Genomic DNA, 17,930 nt, shown 5'->3' on the forward strand with positions numbered 1-17,930 from the left:
CCCCCCAGACAGTCACTCAACGACGAGAAGGATCCGAGGACCATCATGCGTGTACTGAACAGGCGTCGCGGCATCGCGACGGCGAGCGCCGCCCTGACCGTGACACTGCTCGCGGCCTGCGCGGGCAGCAGCGGCAACGAGCCGGGCGCGGCGGGCACCACCGCGGGCGGTGGGTCCGAGACCGCCGAGCTCGGCGGCACCCTCGCCCTGGCCACGACGAGCGAGCGTGGCCTCGAGCTGTTCATGGACGACTTCGAGGCCGAGACGGGCGTGTCCATCGACGGCACGTTCGCCGAGGCGGGCGCCCTGGGCGAGCAGCTGCGGATCCAGATCACCTCCGGCACCGCGCCGGACCTCTTCCGCTCCGCCCCGGGCTACGCCGCGCCGTCGTCCGTGCTCAACCTCGCCACGGAGGGCGCACTGCGGGACCTCTCCGACCAGGAGTGGGCGCAGTACGTGCCCGAGTCGTTCGCGCCGCTGCAGGTGCTCGACGGCGCCACCTACGCGTTCCCCACCTACGGCCAGGCGATCCTCGCGTTCTACAACAAGGACGTCTTCGAGGAGGTCGGGGTGGAGCCGCCCACCACGTGGTCGGAGTTCATCGAGGTCGCCGACCAGCTCAAGGCGGCCGGCAAGGTCCCGCTGGCGCTGGGCCTGGCGGACAACTACATCATCCAGTTCCTGCCGTACGCGCTGTCCGCGACGCTCGTCAACGGCCAGGAGCCCGACTTCTACGAGCAGCTCGAGGCCGGCGAGACCTCCTTCGCCGAGTCCGAGGGGTGGCGCGAGACGTTCGAGCTGTTCTTCGGGCTCATCGAGGACGGCTACACCACCCCCGACCCGCTCGGGATGCCGGGCGACCCGGCCATGCAGTCCGTGGGCAACGGCGAGGCCGCGATCGTGGTCATGCCCTCCGCCGCCTCCCCGGTCCTCGCCGGCTTCATGTCCGGCGGGGAGGACCGCATGGGTTCCTTCGCGATCCCGGCGACCGACGACGCCGCCGAGACCCACATCCCCTTCACCCCGGACTACCTCGTCGTCAACGGCGACGCGGAGAACGAGGCCGCGGCGCTGGCCTTCCTCGACTACATCGCCGAGCCCGAGCGCACCGCCGCCTGGGCCGCCGACACCGGCGCCATCCCGGCGCTGACCAACGCCGAGCCCGTGGACAACGCGCTCAACGAGACGGTCCAGCCCTTCCTCTCCGAGGGCCGCACCACGCCGTTCGCCAACCACGTGTGGCCCGGCGGGCAGGTCGCGGTGGCGCTGATGGAGACCGGCCAGCAGGTGGTCGACGGCTCCAAGAGCATCGACGACCTCCTCGCCGCCCTCGACGCCGCCTACGAGGAGAGCATGTCGTGAGCACGACGCTCGCCGTGAGGGGGGCCGCCGCCGTGCGGTCCCCCTCCGGGGCACCCGGCCGGCCGCGGCGGGCCGGCCACCTGCGCCTGGTGCCCCAGTGGTTCCTCCTGCCGGCGCTGGCCTTCTACCTCGTGGTGGTGCTCTACCCCTCGGTCGCCGGTGGCCTGTACGCGTTCACCGACTGGCGCGGCGGCGCCGACGCCGGCTGGACCGGGCTGGAGAACTTCCGCCGGCTGCTCGCCGACGAGGCGGCGATCGCCTCCCTGCGCAACACCCTCCTCATCGCGGTGAGCCTCACGGTGGTCCAGACGGGCCTCGGTCTCCTGCTCGCCCTCGCGCTGAGCTCGGCGATCCGCGGCCGCAACCTCCTGCGCACCCTGTTCTTCGCGCCCATGATGCTGCCGCCGGTCATCACCGGTCTGCTCTGGCAGTACATCTACACCCCGAACGGCCCGCTCGACACGGTCCTGGACGGGCTGGGCCTGGAGGCCCTGCGCCAGAGCTGGCTGGGCAACGCCGACATCGCCCTGTGGGCGATCATCGCCAGCGTCATCTGGCACCACGTCGGGATGTCGATGGTCATCTTCCTCGCCGGCCTGCAGGGGATCCCCGAGGAGCTGTACGAGGCGGCCGCGCTCGACGGCGCCGGCCCGGTGCGCCGGTTCTGGTCCGTGACCCGCCCGCTCCTCGGGCAGGCGACCACGATCGTGACCGCTCTGACCATGACGTCGTCGCTCAAGCTCTTCGACCAGGTCTTCGTCATGACCGGTGGCGGCCCTGGGGTCTCCACCCAGACCTTGTCGCTGATCATGTACCGCGAGGCGTTCGTCTACGGCGAGTACGGCTACGGCTCGGCGATCGCCCTGGTCCTGACGATGATCGTGGCCTTCATCGTCTTCCTCCAGATCTCCGTCACCCGCAGAGGGGAGGTCGAGGCATGACCGCGACCCTGAGCCAGGCCCCGATCCCGGCCCCGTCCACGACCGAGCACCGGCCGGCCCGGCGCCGTCGGTACGGCTACGGCCGGCCGCTGCTCGAGATCGTCATGGTGCCGATCACCATCGCCTACCTCTTCCCGCTCTACATCATGGTCTCGATGTCGTTCAAGACGACGTCGGAGATCGCGGCGTCGACGGTGACCCCGCCGGCGTCGATGTTCCTGGGCAACTACGCGACGGCGTGGACCGAGGCGGCCATCGGCCGCGCCATGATCAACAGCCTCCTCATCACGACCGTGAGCATCACCGTCGCCATCCTCGTCGGCTCCATGGCGGCCTACGCCATCGTCCGCGGCAGCCGCCGGACGTCCGGGCCCAAGCTCATGCTGTTCCTCCTGGGGATGATGATCCCCGGCCAGCTGGGCATGGTGCCGCTGTACATGCTCATGCGCGACGCGGGGCTGCTGCAGTCCCACGCGTCCCTGATGATCTTCTACGTCGGCTCACTCATGCCGATGACGGTCTTCCTCTACACCGGGTTCCTCAAGACCCAGTCCCCCACCTTCGAGGAGGCCGCGAAGATCGACGGCGCGAGCTGGTGGCAGACCTACTCCCGGGTGGTCTTCCCGCTGCTGCGGCCGGTCACCGGCACGGTGATCATCGTCAACACCATCAACACCTGGAACGACTTCCTCACCCCGCTGCTCTACCTGGCCGGCACCGACAACCGGACGCTGCCGGTGGCGGTGTTCTCCTTCCAGGGCGAGTTCGCCAGCGAGTGGGGCCTCATCTTCGCGGGCATGGTGGTGGCGGCCCTGCCGGTGCTCATCGTGTACTTCTTCCTCCAGAGGCACATCATCCAGGGCTTCGCCGGCGGCCTGAAGGGCTGATGACGCTGCGCCCGGTGGGCACGAACGTCCACCTCCTCGTGCGGGTCGCCGAGCCGGACAACCTCACCGACGGCCGGGCGACGTCGATCACGACGACCCTCCACCACGAGGTGCTCGAGGACGCCGCCGGGCTGCGTCTGGTCTTCGCCAACCGTCACAACCGACTCGGCCACGACGAGCCCGGCCCGGACCCCATCGAGGTCCGGGCCGGGCTCGCCCGTCCTGGGGGCCGATCCGTGCCGGTCCGGTTCGACGGTGGGGAGTCGGTGCTGCTGGCGCCGGGGGCGGTCGTCCTGTCCGACCACGTGCGCGTCGTCGTCACCGCCGGTGAGGTGCTGACGTCGCGGACGACAGCGACCGTCCAAGCCGGTGGTCGCATCCCGCTCGGCCCAGAGCCGGACGTCCTCGCCGGCGAGCAGGTCGAGGCGTCCGGCCCCGGCGCGCCGCCCCGGCACGGATATGGGCCGTGGCAGGTCCTCGGCGAGGGTGCGGCGACGGCACCCGTTGTCTTCGTGGCCGGCGACTCCAACGCGGTCGGCTTCGGCGACGTCCGCGGCTCCGCCCGGCACCGCGGCTGGGTGCGGCGTGCCCTGGAGCCGTCCCGGATCCCCCACGTCAACCTCTCGGTCAGCGGCGCCACGGCGCTGGGCGCGTCCACACCCGACGGTCTCGCCGACCGGCTCACGTTGCTGCGCTGGACCGACCCGACCCTCGCCGTCGCCGCCCTGGGCACCAACGACCTGCAGGGCGGCGGACCGGACCTGCCCGAGATGCAGCGGCGCCTCACGGCGCTCTGGCGCCTCCTCAGCGGTGCCGGGCGCCCGGTGGTCGCCTGCACGCTGCCGCCGGTGACGCTGTCCTCGGACGGGTGGCGGACCACCGCGGGGCAGCGGCCCGACGCCGGGCTCGCGGTGCGCGAGCGGGTCAACGACTGGGTGCGCACCCTGCCGGAGCCCCTCACCGGGTTCATCGACCTCGCGGCCGCTGTCGGCGCCGACGGACGATGGCTACCCGGCTGCACCGACGACGGGGTCCACCTCAGCGCCGCCGGGCACGCCGCAGCGGCCGCCGGCGCCGCGCGCGCTCTCTGGGACCTCGCCCTCCCGTAGCAGCGGTCTCCGGCGGTGCTGGGCCGAACAGACCGCGACCCCCGGTTCGGGGCCGGGGGTCGCGGGGTTCGGGCGGAACCGGTCGCGGGGTTCGGGCGGGACCGAGCCTCAGCTTTCGATGCGCAGGATCACGCTGTGCCACTGCTCGAGCTCGAGATCGAGACCGCGGGCCAGGAGCGTCCCCGCGTTGCCCTCGTAGGCGACGCCGCCGTCCTCGGCGACGAGGCGGAAGCTGCCGTCGCGCCGCACCCTGGGGAAGATCCGGGTCCGCGCGGGGTTCTTGGCCGCGCGCCGGTAGACGACGAGGTGCTCAGGTCCCTCGATGAGCTGGAAGTCCGTCCCGGTCTTCTGGTCCACCGGCACACCCGCGCCGGTGAGGAAGCGCGCGAGGTCCTCGCGTGTGAGGGTGGCGACGTCGTCGAGCCACAGCACCGGGACACCGAGGTCCTCGCGGTCGAGGACCGAGCGGACGCGCTCGTCGAGGTTGCGGCGGTCGACGACCACGGCCTTGTAGGCGAACTCGGCGCTGAGGCCGTCCACCTGCTCCAAGCCGGTCGGGACCTGGGTGAGCATCGTGTCGATGATCTCGTCGTCGGTGAGCAGGTGGAACGTGGGGAGGTGGAGGTCGAGGGTCAGCCGTACGAACGGCACCACCGACCAGTTGTGGCCGTTGGAGACCGGCACCGCGGCCGGGTTCTGCACGAGGGCGACCGGCGCCGCACGCCAGTCCACCGGTCCGGCGGCGTACACGGGGGCATAGCGACGGTAGAGCCGGTCGAAGATCTCCTCGAACGGCACGAAGTCCTTGGCGTTGTGCCACAGCGCCCAGTGCAGCTGACCGACGGCGCCGGCCGCGTAGTACTGCGCGAGTCCGGCCTCGATCATGAGCTCGGCCGCCTCGACGTTGGTGAGGTCGGGGAGGAAGGAGTCCCACCCGTAGCTGCCGCCCTCGCCGTTGTACACCGGCGCCCGGGAGGTCGAGTACGGGGCGAAGAGCGAGGCGATCGCGTGGGAGAACACCTCGTCGACGTCGCGGGCGAGCCAGGGCGAGTGCCGGTCGGGGGCGTCCGGGCGCGGCTCGATGGGCGCGTTGGGCATGTAGTGGTGCGGCGCGTTGCCGTCGACGACGCCGGGCAGCTGCCAGGTCGGGGCAGCCGTCGAGACGTCGTGCCCGTACGCCGGCGCCATGGCGAAGGTCAGCCGGTCCGGATCGCCCGCCTTCACCGCGAGGGCGGCGCGCTCGGTGACGCGGCGCCAGTTGGCCTGGACGGACATGTAGGCGTCGTGGGGCTCGTTGTGCGGCACCTCGATGCCGAGCAGTCCCGGGCTGCCACGGAAGTGCGCGGCCAGCCACCGGTGCGCGTCCAGCAGCGCGTCGAGGTGGGCAGGGTCGGACATGTTCAGGGTTCCGCGCTCGGTGAGCGAGGGCGCGAGGTAGGCGAAGGCGGTTCCGTCCTTGCCGGTACCGGCGTCCTGGGTGCGGCCGCCGCTCCAGTAGTCGTAGGGGTCGACCGGGAACCGGTGCCAGTCGAGGATGAGGCGGACGCCGTGACGCCCGGCCCGCTCGACGAAGTGGTCCAGCATGTCCATCCACTCGGGATTCATCCCGCGGGAGGTCATCTCGCCCGCCCAGGCGTCGTCGTCGGGGAAGACCCCCCGCGCGGGCTGGACCATGCCGAGGTTGAGCGGGACCCGCACAGCCCCGAGGCCCCAGTAGGCCATGAGCGCGATGTCTGCGTCGAGCCCGGTCCAGTCGGCCCGCCGTGGGAAGCCGAGCATCATGAGGTCGTAGTTGAAGCCGGTGAAGCCCAGCGGGCGGTCACCCTCGAGCAGACGCCCGTCGACGACGGTGGGCATGACCAGCTCGCGCGGGACCCGCACCTCGATCGGGAAGCTCTGGACGACACCGAGGTGGTCGATCCCGATCTCCGCGGTGCCCGCCGCGACAGGCGTGAGGTACCCGTAGGGGTCGATCCGCAGGACGGCCGGGTCGGAGCTCGTCAGGGTGGAGTGCTGGGTGACGTCCATGGCGGACCCGCCGTCGTACTGCGCCCGGACGACGAGCGGGACGAGGTCGACGTCGTCGGTGAGAACCACGGGCAGCCCGCTGGTCTCGAGCGACGCGGGGACCACGGGGCTGACGGTGTGCTCGACACGGACGTCGTCGAACCACACGGTGGCGGCCGTGCGGCCACCGAGGTGGTCCTTCCACACCTGCAGCTCCAGCCGGACGACGTCCTCCATCCCGGCGATGTTGTTGAAGTGGGTGACCTCGACGGGCGTCCAGGACCCCGGCGAGGCGGGGATGTTGACCTGGGTGTTGCGCAGGACGTTCGAGCCGCTCACGAGCCGGACCTGCACCCGGCTGGCTCCCTGGCTCATCACGGCGAAGGTGACCTTCGTGATGTCGAGGTGGTCCAGAGTCTTGCGCAGGGCGACATAGCGTCCGGCGGCGGAGAAGTCGGCGGTGAGCTTCCCGGACCGCTCCCCCACGGCAGACACGGTGGCGTCACGCTCGAAGGTGGCGGTGGCCGCTCCGTACTCGTTGCCGAGATGCACCGCCCACGGCTCGTGGCGGGACTCGAAGTGCCCGACGACGTCGATCCACGTCGTCGGCGCAGCGGCGGCCGGCGCCGCCGTGGCGGAGGCGATCGCCGACGTCGCAACCACGACCCCCGCCCCCTTGAGCATCGTTCGCCTCGTCATGCCGGCGTTCTCCATCGGTCTCCCTCTCCATCGAGTTCGGCCGTGTCGGAGAGCACGACCGGGCACGTCCGCGTCAGAGAAATGGCGCGCAGGAATGTTCCTGATCTGGAACAGACCGGCCATTCTCCTAAAGCGGTTTAGCGCAGTTTAGGGAGATGATTGCGCGGGGGTCAACACCTTCCGTCCCGGCGGGCCGACGCTCCTCCTTCGCGGCGGTCCGGTGCTCCACTTCGGGCGTCTCGGTACCGGGCGGTGAGCGCCGGTCGGTCATCGCTGGGCAGGACGAAGCGGCGGGGTGGACGCCTCGCCCACCCCGCCGCTCCGTTCTCCTGCGCGCCGGCCGCTGTGTCGGCTTCCCCGATCCGCCGGCGTGAGCCCTACCCGCGGGAGGACCGGGGATCGCGCTCGCGCGGCGCCCGGCCCTTGTCCTAGCCCGCCAGCTGGACCGTGCAGGTCCGCTCCTGGGCGCCGTCCCGCTGGTCACGGTCACCGTGGCCGTGGGGTCCGACCGCGTCGGCTGGGTCACGACGACCTCGGCGTAGGGGTCGGCACCCAGGGTCTGGTCCGGGGAGCCTTCACCCGGCTGGGCGAGCTCGCCGTCGACGCCGTGATCGTGGCCATGGAGGTCCACCTCCTCGACGCCGTCCGGATCACGCTGCCGCCGGACGCGAACGTCGTGGTGGTCGACTCCGACGCCGACGAGCAGTACACGGTCGTCGACACCGACCAGGCGGACGGCTCCCGTCAGGCGGTCGAGCACCTGCTCGGGCTCGGGCACGAGACGGTCTGGCACGTGGCCGGGCCGGACGGGTCCCTCGCCGCCCAGCGCCGGGCGGCCGCCTGGGCCGAGACCCCTGCGGTCGCACGGCCGGACAGTGCCCCGCATGTTGCACGGCGACTGGTCGTCCGCGTCCGGCTACCAGGCCGGGCTGGCCCTTCCCGCCGAGTGCACGGCCGTGTTCGCGGCGAACGACCAGATGGCCCTGGGCATCCTCCGCGCGCTGCGCGAACGGGGGTTCGCGGTGCCGCAACAGCTGAGCGTGGTCGGGTTCGACGACGTCCCGGAGGCGGCGTCCTACTGCCCGCCGCTGACGACGATCCACCAGGACTTCGCCCAGGTCGGCCGGCGCTGCGTGGACAAGGCGCTGCGCCAGATCGAGGGACACGGGCCCGAGGCGGGCCGGACCCTCGTCCCGACGTCCCTGGTGGTCCGGGACTCCACGGCGCCGCCCGCCGGGTGACGGAACCCACGGCGCCACCTGCCCGGTGACGAAAGACCGGCCCTCCCCCTGTGCGGGGAAGGGCCGGTCTCGGCCGTGCGCGGTGGTCAGACGCGGGCGCTGCGGCGGATCATCGCAGCACCCAGGGCCACGGCGGCGAGGGCCGCGATGGCGAGGGGGCCCGTGGTGCCGCCGGTGTTGGGCAGCGTCTTCACGGTCACGGTCCTGGCGGCGACGGCGGACTCGGTCACGACGGGCGTGGTGACCGGGGCTCGGCCGACGAGTCCGTCGAGCGAGCGGGAGGCGGGCTCATCCATGCGGCCCTCCTCGACGTCGGACGTGCCGGTGTCGACCGGCGTCGAGGGTGTCGTCGGGTCGGGCGTCTCGTCGACCGGGGTCGTCGGGTCGGGCGTCTCGTCGACCGGCGTCTCGGGGTCCGGCGTCTGGTCGTCCGGCGAGGTGCCGCCGTCCGGGACGTCGACCGGGGGCTCGGCCGGCGGCTCCTCCTCGACGGGCGGCTCCTCGTCGGCGACGGCGCAGCCGGCGGCGAGGATGTCCTGGTCACCGAAGGGGCCGTAGGTCTCACCGAGGTAGGTGAAGACCGGGACGATGTCGTCGCCACCGAGGTGCCCGTTGTAGGCGGCGGCAGCGTCGACCGTGATCGTCACGTAGGGGTTCTGCTCCGAGGCGGTGGCCTGGCAGATCGTGACCTTGGGGTCTGCCGGCTCGACGGCGGGGGGCTCCGGCGTCTGCTCGTCGGGCAGTGCGCCTCCGTCGCCGGGCTCCTCGACCGGGGGCACCTCAGCCGGCGGCTCCTCGGCCGGGGGCTCCTCGGCGGGCGGCTCCTCGGCCGGGGGCTCCTCGGCGGGCGGCTCCTCGGCCGGGGGCTCCTCGGCCGGGGGCTCCTCGGCCGGGGGCTCCTCAGCCGGCGGCTCCTCGGCCGGGGGCTCCTCAGCGGGCGGCTCCTCGGCCGGAGGCTCCTCAGCAGGCGGCTCCTCGGCCGGAGGCTCCTCAGCAGGCGGCTCCTCAACCGGGGGCTCCTCGGCCGGCGGCTCCTCGACGACAACCGCGCAGCCGGCGGCCAGGATGCTCTGGTCGCCGAACGGGCCGTAGGTCTGGCCGAGGTACGTGAAGACGGGCACGACGTCGCCGCTGCCGAGGTGACCGTTGTAGGCCGAAGCAGCGTCGACCGTGATCATGACGTAAGGGTTCTTCGCCGAGGCGGTTGCCTGGCACAGCGTGACCCTGGGGTCCTGGACCTCGTCCTGTCCGCGACCGTTGTTGGCGTAGGCAGGGACGGAAAGAGCTCCGGCGATCAGGATCGCCGTCGCTACCGAGGCGCCCCTCAAGGTGTTCTTCACAGCTTCTGTCTCCCCAATTCTTGTCCCCCACAAATGACGCAAGAAGGGCCGCTGATTCTTGCTGAGCGGCTGTCACTTCCCACGTCAATGACGTTATGGGGCTAGGCGCTGCATCGCGCAGCGAGGGGGGTCGGGATTACCTGAAGATTCCCTCAGCGCGCGGACGTCACATTTGGGGAAAATTGAGGAAACGGGCAATGGAGCGCCGGTAGCGGCTCAATGGCGGGAATTCCCACCTCAAGATTGGCTCAAGATGGACCGGCGTCAGCGTCCACGATCTCGGACTCAGCCAGGGCGTCCGGGGGTGGCCGGCTGTCAGCTCGCCGCTGGGACGTCCTTTGACCTGCAACGAGACGTCCAGCTCACTCCTCGCCGGAGAAGCGCTCCCAGGCGGACTGCCTCGTCATGCCGAGGGCCGCACCGATCCGCGCCCATGTGACGCCGTGGTCACGCAGCCTGCCCACACACTCGCGCAGCCCGGAGGCGACCTGGTCCGAGGCCGCGACGATGCGGGGCAGGTACTCGAGCAGCTGCTCGTCGGTCATGTCGTCCCAGACGGCCAGCCGGGTGTCGGGCACCTCGACGCCCGCGCCGTCGACCGGGCTGCCGGTGGCTGCCGCGTCGGCCGCGAGGATGTCCCGGCAGAGGTCCACACAGATGTTGCAGATGTAGACGCCGGGCCCCGCGATCACCTTGGCGACCTCGTGCGCCGCCTTGCCGCAGAACGAGCAGCGCATCGATACCGCGACTTCCTCCGAACGCGCCATCAGTGATCCCCCAGCCGTCAGGGACCTCCTGACGTGTCAGGTTCGACCTTACGGCATGGTGTCGCCAGGATGTGCCGGCACGCGGTCGCCTGCTGCGCCGACCGGACCCCGCGGCTCCGGCTCGGGCTCTAGCTCGGGCTCGGGCTCGGGCTCGGGCTCGGGCTCGGGAACGATGGCCACCGCAGTGCGTCCGGAGACCGCGAGCACCGCCACGACCGCATGGTCCACGGCCCCCCGCCCACGGCACGAGATTGCTCAAATCGTCGTGATCTACGACCATTTGAGCAATCTCGTTGCGTCCCGGGGTCCACTGATGTCTGCCCGTAGCCGGGCCCCCGCTCTACGCTCAGGTCCATGGGCCGCATCGTGTTCGACACCGCCACGAGCATCAACGGCTGGATCGCCGACGAGGACAACTCGCTCGCCTGGTTGTTCGCCGTCGAGAACGGCGAGACGCCCGACGACGAGCTGTTCCCCTCCGGCGCCGCGGTGCTCGTCGAGGGCTCGACGACGTACGAGTGGATCCTCGCCGAGCAGGACATCCTCGCCCACCCCGAGAAGTGGCGGGAGTTCCACGGCGAGAAGCCGACTTTCGTCTTCACCACCCGCGACCTGCCGGTGCCCGCCGGCGCCGACGTGCGCTTCGTCTCCGGTGCGGTGGCGGACGTGCTCCCCGAGATCCGCCGTGCCGCCGGCGACGGCGACATCTGGGTGGTGGGCGGGGGCGACCTCGCCGGTCAGTTCCTCGACGCCGGCGCGCTCGACGAGATCGCACTGTCCGTGGCGCCGGTCGCGCTGACGGGCGGGGCCCCGCTCCTCCCCCGTCGGGTGGAGTCGGACCGGCTCCGGCTGGTCTCGGCGACCGCCGTCGGACAGTTCGCCCGCCTGGTCTACGCCGTGAGAGCTGCCGGCTCCGAGGCGACCGGCGAGCACGACGGTAGCGCCGGTCCGGCTGGGCAGGCTCCGTAGCGCCGGCCACGACCACGGGTGGCAGGATCCCTGCATGGAACGACCCGTGCGCATCGCCGTCCAGCTCCAGCCGCAGCACGCGGACTACCCGCAGATCCGGGACGCCGTCGCGCGTGCCGAGGACGCGGGCGTCGACGTCGTCTTCAACTGGGACCACTTCTTCCCGCTCGACGGCGACCCGGACGGCAAGCACTTCGAGTGCTGGACCATGCTCGGCGCGTGGGCCGAGGCCACGAGCCGGGTCGAGATCGGCGCGCTCGTCACGTGCAACAGCTACCGCAATCCTGAGCTCCTGGCCGACATGGCGCGCACCGTCGACCACATCAGCGGCGGCCGGCTCATCCTCGGCATCGGCGCGGGATGGTTCGAGCGGGACTACCGCGAGTACGGCTACGACTTCGGCACGCCCGGCACCCGTCTCGCCGACCTGCGGCAGGCTCTCCCCAGGATCCGGTCGCGATGGGAGCGTCTCAACCCGGCGCCCACGCGGGAGATCCCGGTGCTCGTCGGCGGTGGCGGGGAGCGCAAGACGCTGCGCTACACCGCGGAGCACGCCGACATCTGGCACGCCTTCGGCTCCCTCGAGACGATCCGGCACAAGAGCGCGGTGCTCGACCGGCACTGCGCCGACGTCGGGCGCGACCCGTCCCGGATCGAACGGTCCACCGCGGTGCGCCGCCGTCCCGAGGACGTGGCCGAGGGCCTCCTCGACGCCGGCGTCACCCTGTTCACCATCGGCAGCAGCGGACCGGACTACGACCTCGACCTGATGCGCCGGTGGGTCGCGTGGCGCGACGCTCGGTGAGCACGAGTCTGCTCGATCGGTCGCGATTGACGACCATCTCAGCAGGCTCGTCAGCCGGGGCGGACCCCGTCGGCCGACACGGTTGCTGAATTGGTCGCGATTGACAGCCACCTCAGCACCCCGTGCGCCGGTGGGCCGGGTGGCGGGACGAGCGGCGGGCACGAGGTTGCTCAAATGGTCGTTATCGACAGCCATCTGAGCAACCTGGTGAACCGGCTGGGGCCATCGACGCCCGGCTCGAACGCCGTCGCCCGGCTCGAACGCCGTCCGTCGGCTCGGGCCACTGGCCGGCTTCGACCGCCATGTCTCAGGACATCGGTGACAGTGGGCGCGCGCAGGTAGGGCGCTGAGCGTCTCCTGCCTCAGGCGCTCAGCGCCAGCCCTGCGAGCCCGACCACCGCGATGACGGCGCCGGGGTAGTACCCGGTGGGCGGCCGGTACCCCTCGAGCCACCGCGCGAACGGGATCGCGATGAGCGGTGCCATCGCGGCCACCGCCTGGACGACGCCCGGCTGCATGGTCTGCAGCGCCCACACCATGGCGGTGACGCCGAGGATGGGTCCGAAGAGGGCGTTGGCGCCCACCCAGAACCAGGCCCGGTCGGGCAGGCGGTTGCCGAGCGGGCCGAGCTCCGTGCGCGGTCCGCGGCCGCCGACCACGCCGGGGGCGGGGGCCAGTGCGGCCTTCGCCCAGGCCCGGCGGCCGGCGAGCAGCCGCACCAGGACCAGCGCCACGAGCGCCACGGCGACCCCGCCGGTGAGCCGGTCGAACGCCGCGGTGCTCACCTGCTCGATGCTGCGGCCGACCGGGGGCGCCTGCCCGCCCGCGGCGGCGTTCTCGGCCTGCTGGATCGCGGCACCCGCCGGGGCAGGCCATGAACTCGATGAAGTGGCAGCGGGAGAACTCCCCGCCGGCACGGATGTCGTCGAGGATGCGGTGGGCGTTGGCGGTGCCGTGCGCCACGGCCAGGCGCAGGGTCGCCCCGCGCAGCCACTCCAGGTCCGGCACGAGGTGGGCGATGAGGTCCGGGACCGGCCCGACCTGGTCGATGGTCACCTCGACCAGCCGGACGCCGTCGAACCCGCGCACCGGCAGGACGTCGGCGTGGGTGAAGTACTCCTCGGCGGGCCGGCCGGTGACGAGCTCGATCACGGTGCGCAGGGCCGCCTCCATGACCCCACCGGTGGCGCCGAAGATGACGCCGGAGCCGGTGGCGGTGCCGAAGGGGTTGTCGAAGTCCGAGCCGGCCTCGGCCGGCAGGTCGATGCCGCGCTGGCGGATCATCTTCGCGGCCTCACGGGTGGTGAGGGCGATGTCGACGTCGGGCCGGCCGTCGCGGGAGAGCTCGGGGCGGGCCGCCTCGAACTTCTTGGCGGTGCAGGGCATGAGGGAGACCGAGACGACGTCGGCGGGGTCGAGGTGGTTGGCGTCGGCGTACCAGGTCTTGATGAGCGCCCCGAACATCTGCTGCGGGGAGCGGCACGTGGACATGTGCGGCAGCAGGTCGGGGTAGCGGTGCTCGATGTCCTTGACCCATCCCGGGCTGCAGGAGGTGAACATGGGCACCGGGCGGGTGGTGTCGCCGCGGACGAGGTTGTCGTACAGGCGCGAGAGGAGCTCGGCGCCCTCCTCGATGATGGTGAGGTCCGCGGCGAAGTTGGTGTCGAAGACGCGGTCGAACCCGACCTCGCGCAGGGCGGTGTTGAGCGGCCAGGTCAGGGCCGTGCCGGGCTCGAGGCCGAACTCCTCGCCGATCGCGGCGCGCGGGGCGGGTGCGGTCTGGACTACGACGTGCTTGGTGGGGTCCGCGAGCGCCGACCACGCCGCGGCGGTGTCGTCGACCGCCTGCAGGGCACCGGTGGGGCAGCGGTTGATGCACTGCCCGCAGCCGATGCAGCTGAGCTGGTTCAGCGGCAGGTCGAGGTAGGTGCCGATGGTGGTGGCGTCCCCGCGGCCGAGGACGCCGAGGATTCCGATGCCCTGGAGCTCGGCGCACGTGCGCACGCAGCGCAGGCAGTGGACGCACTTGTCGAGGTCGATGGTCACAGACGGGCCGAGGAGGTCCTGCCGGCCGGTCGGCTCGGTGCGCCGGCCCAGGCGCCAGGAGTCGACGCCGTGCTCGGCGGCGAGGTCCTGCAGCTCGCAATTCCCGTTCCGCGCGCAGGTGGGGCACTCCCCCGCGTGCTCGGAGAGCATGAGGTCGACGACGTCGCGGCGGGCCTGGGCCACGCGCGGGCTGTGCGTGCGGATCTCGACCGGCACGGTGAGCGGGTACGCGCACGCGGCCTGCAGGGCCCGCTGCCCCTCGATCTCGACGACGCAGACCCGGCACACCCCGGCGTCGGGCAGGTCGGGGTGGTGGCACAGGGTGGGGATCCGGATGCCCGCCTGCTTTGCGGCATCGAGGACGGACGTGCCGGCGGGGACCTCGACGGGACGGCCGTCGATGGTGACGGCGACCGGCGCGGCGGTCGGGGCCGCGGTGGGCGGGGCCCACGGGGCGGGGGTGGCCTGGGCGACCATGGCGGGCTCCTCAGATGGCCGGCGCGGGTGCGACGGCCCGGGGGGTGGCGGCTGGGACGGTGCGGACGGTGGGCGCCGTCCCCGTCAGGACGAGCTCGTCCCCGAAGTGCTCGAGGATCGAGAGGAAGACGTTCGGGCTGGACTGGCCGAGCCCGCATTTGGACGCCACCTGCATGGTCGCGCCGAGGCGCTCGAGGTCCGCCAGGTGCTCGGCGGTGCAGGTGCCGGCCCGCAGCATCGCGATGCCCTCGAGGATCTTGACGTTGCCGACGCGGCAGGGGGTGCACTGCCCGCACGACTCGTCGGCGAAGAAGCTCATGATGTTCTCGGCCGCCTCGAGGAGGTCACGGTCGGGGCCGAGGACGATGACGGCGCCGCCGGTGGCGACGTCCTCGTAGCTGATCGCCCGGCCGAACTCCGTGGCCGGCACGCACCGGCCGGCCGCACCGCCGACGATGACGGCGCGGGCGTCCAGCCCGCCCGCCGCGGCGAGGACCTCCCCGATGGGCACCCCGAGGGGGAACTCGTAGACGCCCGGCCGCTCGACGTCGCCGGAGACGCTGAGGAGCTTGGGCCCGGTGGACCGGTCGGTGCCGATCGCGGCGAACCACTCCGGCCCGCGGGCGAGGATCGCCGTCACCCAGGCGAAGGTCTCGACGTTGTTGACCACGGTCGGCGCGCCGTGCAGCCCGCTGATGACGGGGAAGGGCGGGCGGTTGCGCGGCTCGCCGCGTCGGCCCTCGAGGCTCTCGAGCAGGGCGGTCTCCTCCCCGCACACGTAAGCGCCGGAGCCGAGGTGGAGCCGGATGTCGAAGGGGGCGCCGGGGCCGAGGGCGTCCGCGCCGAGCAGGCCGTCCGTGCGGCGGGCCGCGAGGCGGGTGAGAAGGTGTTCGCGCAGGTACACGTACTCACCGCGCAGGTAGAGGATCCCCTCGGCCGCGCCGATCGCGTGCCCGGCGATGGTCATGCCCTCGAGGACGAGGTCGGCGAGCTCGGCGAGGAGGACGCGGTCCTTGAAGGTTCCGGGCTCGCCCTCGTCCGCGTTGCAGACGACGTAGCGCCGCCCGTCCGGCGCGGGCGCCCCGGCGGCCAGCGCCCACTTCAGCCCGGTGGGGAAACCCGCTCCGCCGCGGCCCTTGAGACCCGAGCCGGTCACGGCGTCGACGACGTCGGAGGGGGCCATCGCGAGCGCGGCGCGCAGGCCGGCCCCCACCTCGACGTCGGCCAGGGTCAACGGGGTACGCACGGCTGAGCCGGGTGTGGACGGGGTACGCACGGTCATCGGGCGCTCCTTGCGCCCGGGCGCCGGGCGCTCCTCGCGCCGCCCACGGAACCGGGGCGGCGTCTTCACGCTACGACGGGGAACCGCGCCGGACCCGGGCCGTCCGTCCTTTCGGACGAATCACCCTCGAATGCAGGCGACCGAGCCCTCCGTTCCACTCACGGTGCGTCGATGTCGAGCTCGACGCGTCGCCCGCCGACGGTCATCGTGATGGCCACATCGACGGCCCCCGCGGCATGTAGGTAGTTGCGGAGCGTCGAGAGCAACATGTCCTCGCGGTGTTCGGTGCGAGAGACGGCGTCCTGGCCCACACCAAGCCGTTTCGCCAGCTCCTCCTGAGTGAGCTGGCCCGCCTTGCGGACGGTGGCGAGGTTCATCGCGTAGATGCGGTCCTCCTCTGCCATGCCCGCACGGATCTTGGCGACCTCAGTCGCGCGCTCCGGGTCAGACAGACGCTCCTTGAGCCAATCGTTCCCGCGCGTGGAGCGTGACCTCTCCATGGGGCTCACTTCCCGTCCTCCTGCATGAACTTCTCGATGATCTGATCGGCCCGGGTGCCTACGCTGTCGTAGAACACATCACCCATCCCCGCTTTGTCGCCGCTGAAGAGCACCACCACCGCGGTCTCTGTGTCCATGAACCACACGATCGTCCTCACGGCGATTCCAGGTTCGAACGGATGCGACAAGCGCCAGACCGGGTACCTCTTCGACTGCCTGACCCGCCTGAGAGTCGGACTCTCGTCGCGTGGCTCGTCGTCGAGCTCCTCGATGTACTGGATCTGGGCTGCGATGAGGTCCAGCTTCCGTTGCGCCGACCAGTCACCGCCGGTGGCCTTGCGCTCAAGATCGTCAAGCATCCGCTGGAAGTCGTCGTTCCAGTCGACCAGCATCCACTCAGTATGACGCGAAAATCATATGACCCGCAACGCATCTTGGTGGTGACGACAGCCCCAGTTGCCGATTTGGCCTCAGCCGATGGCGCGGGCCGCCTCGCGCGTGCTCTCCACCGGCCCGGTCGACCCGCGGACGACGAGGGTGGAGCGGAGGAGCTCCGACGCCGGCGGCAGGGTGACGTCAGCGAGGCGCCGCTCGAGCATCTCGGCGGCGATGGTGCCCATCGACCCACTGCGGGCCGCGATCGTCGTCAGGCCCGGGGTGACCATGCCCTCGTCGAGGGAGTCGTCGAAGCCGGCGATGCTCAGCCGGCCCGGGACGTCGACGCCCATCTCGCGCACCCGGGTGAGCAGGCCCCACGCGATGAGGTCGTCGAAGCCGATGACGGCGGTGCGACCGGAGTCGACGACCTTCTGTGCGGCGGCGCGGCCACCGGCGAAGGTGGGCGCGTGCGGGCCGGCGATGCGCAGGTCCACCCCGAGCCGGTCGGCGGCCGCCGTGAGGCCGGCGCGCTTCGCCCGGCCCGACCGCGAGGCGGCCGGGCCGTCGAGGTAGAGCACGGAGGTGTGACCCATGCGCGCGAGGTGGGTGAGCAGGTCGTCCATGCCCTGGGCGGCGTCGATCGCCACGCCGTCGACGCCGTCGACGAGGCGGTTGACCAGGACGGTGGGGCGGCGCTGCGCGAAGACGCGGACGTCGTCGTCCTCCAGGCGCGAGGCGATGAGGATGAGGCCGTCGACCTGCTGGCTCAGCCGCGCGACGAGCTCGGGCTCGACGGAGGGGTCCTCGCGCGAGTCGGCGAGGAACATCCCGAAGCGGCGCTCCTGCGCGACCTGGGCGATGCCGGCGACGATCGGGCCGAAGAACGGGTTGGACACGTCGGGCAGCAGCACGCCGACGTTGCCGAGCTTGCCGGTGGCCAGGCCACGGGCGGCGAGGTTGGGGCGGAAGTTGAGCGCCTCGGCCGTCTCGATGACGCGGCGCCGGGTCTCGGGGTTCACGCGCGCGGCGCCGTTGAGCGAGCGGGAGACGGTCGCGATCGACACCCCCGCCTCGCGCGCGACGTCGTGGATGGTCGCCATGGGGGTGGTCCTCCTCTCGC

Annotated in this window: 14 protein-coding genes and 2 pseudogenes; 7 read left to right on the forward strand and 9 right to left on the reverse strand. The window is 72.0% G+C overall.

The window, feature by feature from the left end; all coding sequences use genetic code 11:
• Positions 1-45 precede the first annotated feature (45 nt).
• From EDD32_RS03680 to EDD32_RS03695, 4 genes are read left to right on the forward strand one after another with little or no spacing between them, the layout of a single operon-like run.
• On the forward strand, positions 46-1,362 hold the full coding sequence (locus tag EDD32_RS03680; RefSeq protein WP_123914711.1) for an ABC transporter substrate-binding protein: 1,317 nt from the start codon (positions 46-48) through the stop codon (positions 1,360-1,362).
• Positions 1,359-2,303, forward strand: a complete 945-nt coding sequence (locus EDD32_RS03685; RefSeq protein ID WP_246005964.1) for a carbohydrate ABC transporter permease — start codon at positions 1,359-1,361, stop codon at positions 2,301-2,303. The genes EDD32_RS03680 and EDD32_RS03685 overlap by 4 nt, the downstream gene beginning before the upstream one ends.
• The gene (locus EDD32_RS03690; protein WP_123914713.1) at positions 2,300-3,190 is read left to right on the forward strand and encodes a carbohydrate ABC transporter permease; all 891 of its coding nucleotides are present in this window, start codon (positions 2,300-2,302) and stop codon (positions 3,188-3,190) included. Before EDD32_RS03685 ends, EDD32_RS03690 begins: the two co-directional genes overlap by 4 nt.
• Positions 3,190-4,299 carry an SGNH/GDSL hydrolase family protein gene (locus EDD32_RS03695; protein ID WP_123914715.1) on the forward strand — a complete coding sequence of 370 codons (1,110 nt, stop codon included), beginning with the start codon at positions 3,190-3,192 and terminating at the stop codon, positions 4,297-4,299. Before EDD32_RS03690 ends, EDD32_RS03695 begins: the two co-directional genes overlap by 1 nt.
• Positions 4,300-4,407: 108 nt before the next feature.
• Here the strand turns inward: EDD32_RS03695 and EDD32_RS03700 are convergent, their stop codons facing one another.
• A complete protein-coding gene (locus EDD32_RS03700; RefSeq protein WP_170175193.1) occupies positions 4,408-7,005 on the reverse strand; it encodes a glycoside hydrolase family 5 protein in 2,598 nt (865 codons plus the stop codon).
• Positions 7,006-7,537: 532 nt separating this feature from the next.
• Between EDD32_RS03700 and EDD32_RS20095 the strand changes: the two are divergent.
• Positions 7,538-8,246: pseudogene (locus tag EDD32_RS20095) on the forward strand (substrate-binding domain-containing protein); the annotation flags it as partial.
• Positions 8,247-8,332: 86 nt separating this feature from the next.
• Here EDD32_RS20095 and EDD32_RS19040 read toward each other — a convergent pair.
• The gene (locus tag EDD32_RS19040; protein WP_211338712.1) at positions 8,333-9,424 is read right to left on the reverse strand and encodes a hypothetical protein; all 1,092 of its coding nucleotides are present in this window, start codon (positions 9,422-9,424) and stop codon (positions 8,333-8,335) included.
• A gap of 524 nt (positions 9,425-9,948) precedes the next feature.
• Positions 9,949-10,353, reverse strand: a complete 405-nt coding sequence (locus EDD32_RS19745; RefSeq protein ID WP_123914719.1) for a ClpX C4-type zinc finger protein — start codon at positions 10,351-10,353, stop codon at positions 9,949-9,951.
• Positions 10,354-10,707: 354 nt separating this feature from the next.
• On the opposite strand from EDD32_RS19745, the gene EDD32_RS03720 reads away from it, so the two are divergent.
• Together EDD32_RS03720 and EDD32_RS03725 are read left to right on the forward strand one after the other, a co-directional pair.
• The gene (locus EDD32_RS03720; protein WP_123914721.1) at positions 10,708-11,322 is read left to right on the forward strand and encodes a dihydrofolate reductase family protein; all 615 of its coding nucleotides are present in this window, start codon (positions 10,708-10,710) and stop codon (positions 11,320-11,322) included.
• A gap of 34 nt (positions 11,323-11,356) precedes the next feature.
• Positions 11,357-12,127, forward strand: coding sequence for an LLM class F420-dependent oxidoreductase (locus EDD32_RS03725; protein ID WP_123914723.1), 771 nt, complete (start codon positions 11,357-11,359; stop codon positions 12,125-12,127).
• Between the two features lie 362 nt (positions 12,128-12,489).
• Here the strand turns inward: EDD32_RS03725 and EDD32_RS03730 are convergent, their stop codons facing one another.
• From EDD32_RS03730 to EDD32_RS03755, 6 genes and pseudogenes are all read right to left on the reverse strand, one after another.
• Positions 12,490-12,912 carry an EamA family transporter gene (locus EDD32_RS03730; protein WP_123914725.1) on the reverse strand — a complete coding sequence of 141 codons (423 nt, stop codon included), beginning with the start codon at positions 12,910-12,912 and terminating at the stop codon, positions 12,490-12,492.
• Positions 12,913-13,024: 112 nt separating this feature from the next.
• Positions 13,025-14,650: pseudogene (locus tag EDD32_RS19985) on the reverse strand ([FeFe] hydrogenase, group A); the annotation flags it as partial.
• A 10-nt stretch (positions 14,651-14,660) separates the two neighbouring features.
• Positions 14,661-15,932 carry a complex I 51 kDa subunit family protein gene (locus EDD32_RS03740; RefSeq protein ID WP_123914727.1) on the reverse strand — a complete coding sequence of 424 codons (1,272 nt, stop codon included), beginning with the start codon at positions 15,930-15,932 and terminating at the stop codon, positions 14,661-14,663.
• Between the two features lie 158 nt (positions 15,933-16,090).
• Positions 16,091-16,432, reverse strand: coding sequence for a helix-turn-helix domain-containing protein (locus EDD32_RS03745; protein WP_123920142.1), 342 nt, complete (start codon positions 16,430-16,432; stop codon positions 16,091-16,093).
• Between the two features lie 5 nt (positions 16,433-16,437).
• Positions 16,438-16,824 (reverse strand): hypothetical protein, encoded by a 387-nt coding sequence (locus tag EDD32_RS03750; protein WP_123914729.1) that lies wholly within the window; start codon positions 16,822-16,824, stop codon positions 16,438-16,440.
• Positions 16,825-16,902: 78 nt separating this feature from the next.
• A complete protein-coding gene (locus EDD32_RS03755; RefSeq protein ID WP_123914731.1) occupies positions 16,903-17,910 on the reverse strand; it encodes a LacI family DNA-binding transcriptional regulator in 1,008 nt (335 codons plus the stop codon).
• Between the last annotated feature and the right edge of the window lie 20 nt (positions 17,911-17,930).

Source organism: Georgenia muralis (assembly GCF_003814705.1).
Classification (GTDB): domain Bacteria; phylum Actinomycetota; class Actinomycetes; order Actinomycetales; family Actinomycetaceae; genus Georgenia; species Georgenia muralis.

Bases quoted from the DNA above. Each gene is read 5' to 3' on its own strand.
- EDD32_RS03680 (WP_123914711.1), top strand. From the start codon at position 46: ATGCGTGTACTGAACAGGCGTCGCGGCATCGCGACGGCGAGCGCCGCC.
- EDD32_RS03690 (WP_123914713.1), top strand. From the start codon at position 2,300: ATGACCGCGACCCTGAGCCAGGCCCCGATCCCGGCCCCGTCCACGACC.
- EDD32_RS03695 (WP_123914715.1), top strand. From the start codon at position 3,190: ATGACGCTGCGCCCGGTGGGCACGAACGTCCACCTCCTCGTGCGGGTC.
- EDD32_RS03700 (WP_170175193.1), bottom strand. From the start codon at position 7,005: ATGACGAGGCGAACGATGCTCAAGGGGGCGGGGGTCGTGGTTGCGACG.
- EDD32_RS19040 (WP_211338712.1), bottom strand. From the start codon at position 9,424: ATGATCACGGTCGACGCTGCTTCGGCCTACAACGGTCACCTCGGCAGC.
- EDD32_RS19745 (WP_123914719.1), bottom strand. From the start codon at position 10,353: ATGGCGCGTTCGGAGGAAGTCGCGGTATCGATGCGCTGCTCGTTCTGC.
- EDD32_RS03720 (WP_123914721.1), top strand. From the start codon at position 10,708: ATGGGCCGCATCGTGTTCGACACCGCCACGAGCATCAACGGCTGGATC.
- EDD32_RS03725 (WP_123914723.1), top strand. From the start codon at position 11,357: ATGGAACGACCCGTGCGCATCGCCGTCCAGCTCCAGCCGCAGCACGCG.
- EDD32_RS03740 (WP_123914727.1), bottom strand. From the start codon at position 15,932: ATGACCGTGCGTACCCCGTCCACACCCGGCTCAGCCGTGCGTACCCCG.
- EDD32_RS03745 (WP_123920142.1), bottom strand. From the start codon at position 16,432: ATGGAGAGGTCACGCTCCACGCGCGGGAACGATTGGCTCAAGGAGCGT.
- EDD32_RS03750 (WP_123914729.1), bottom strand. From the start codon at position 16,824: ATGCTGGTCGACTGGAACGACGACTTCCAGCGGATGCTTGACGATCTT.
- EDD32_RS03755 (WP_123914731.1), bottom strand. From the start codon at position 17,910: ATGGCGACCATCCACGACGTCGCGCGCGAGGCGGGGGTGTCGATCGCG.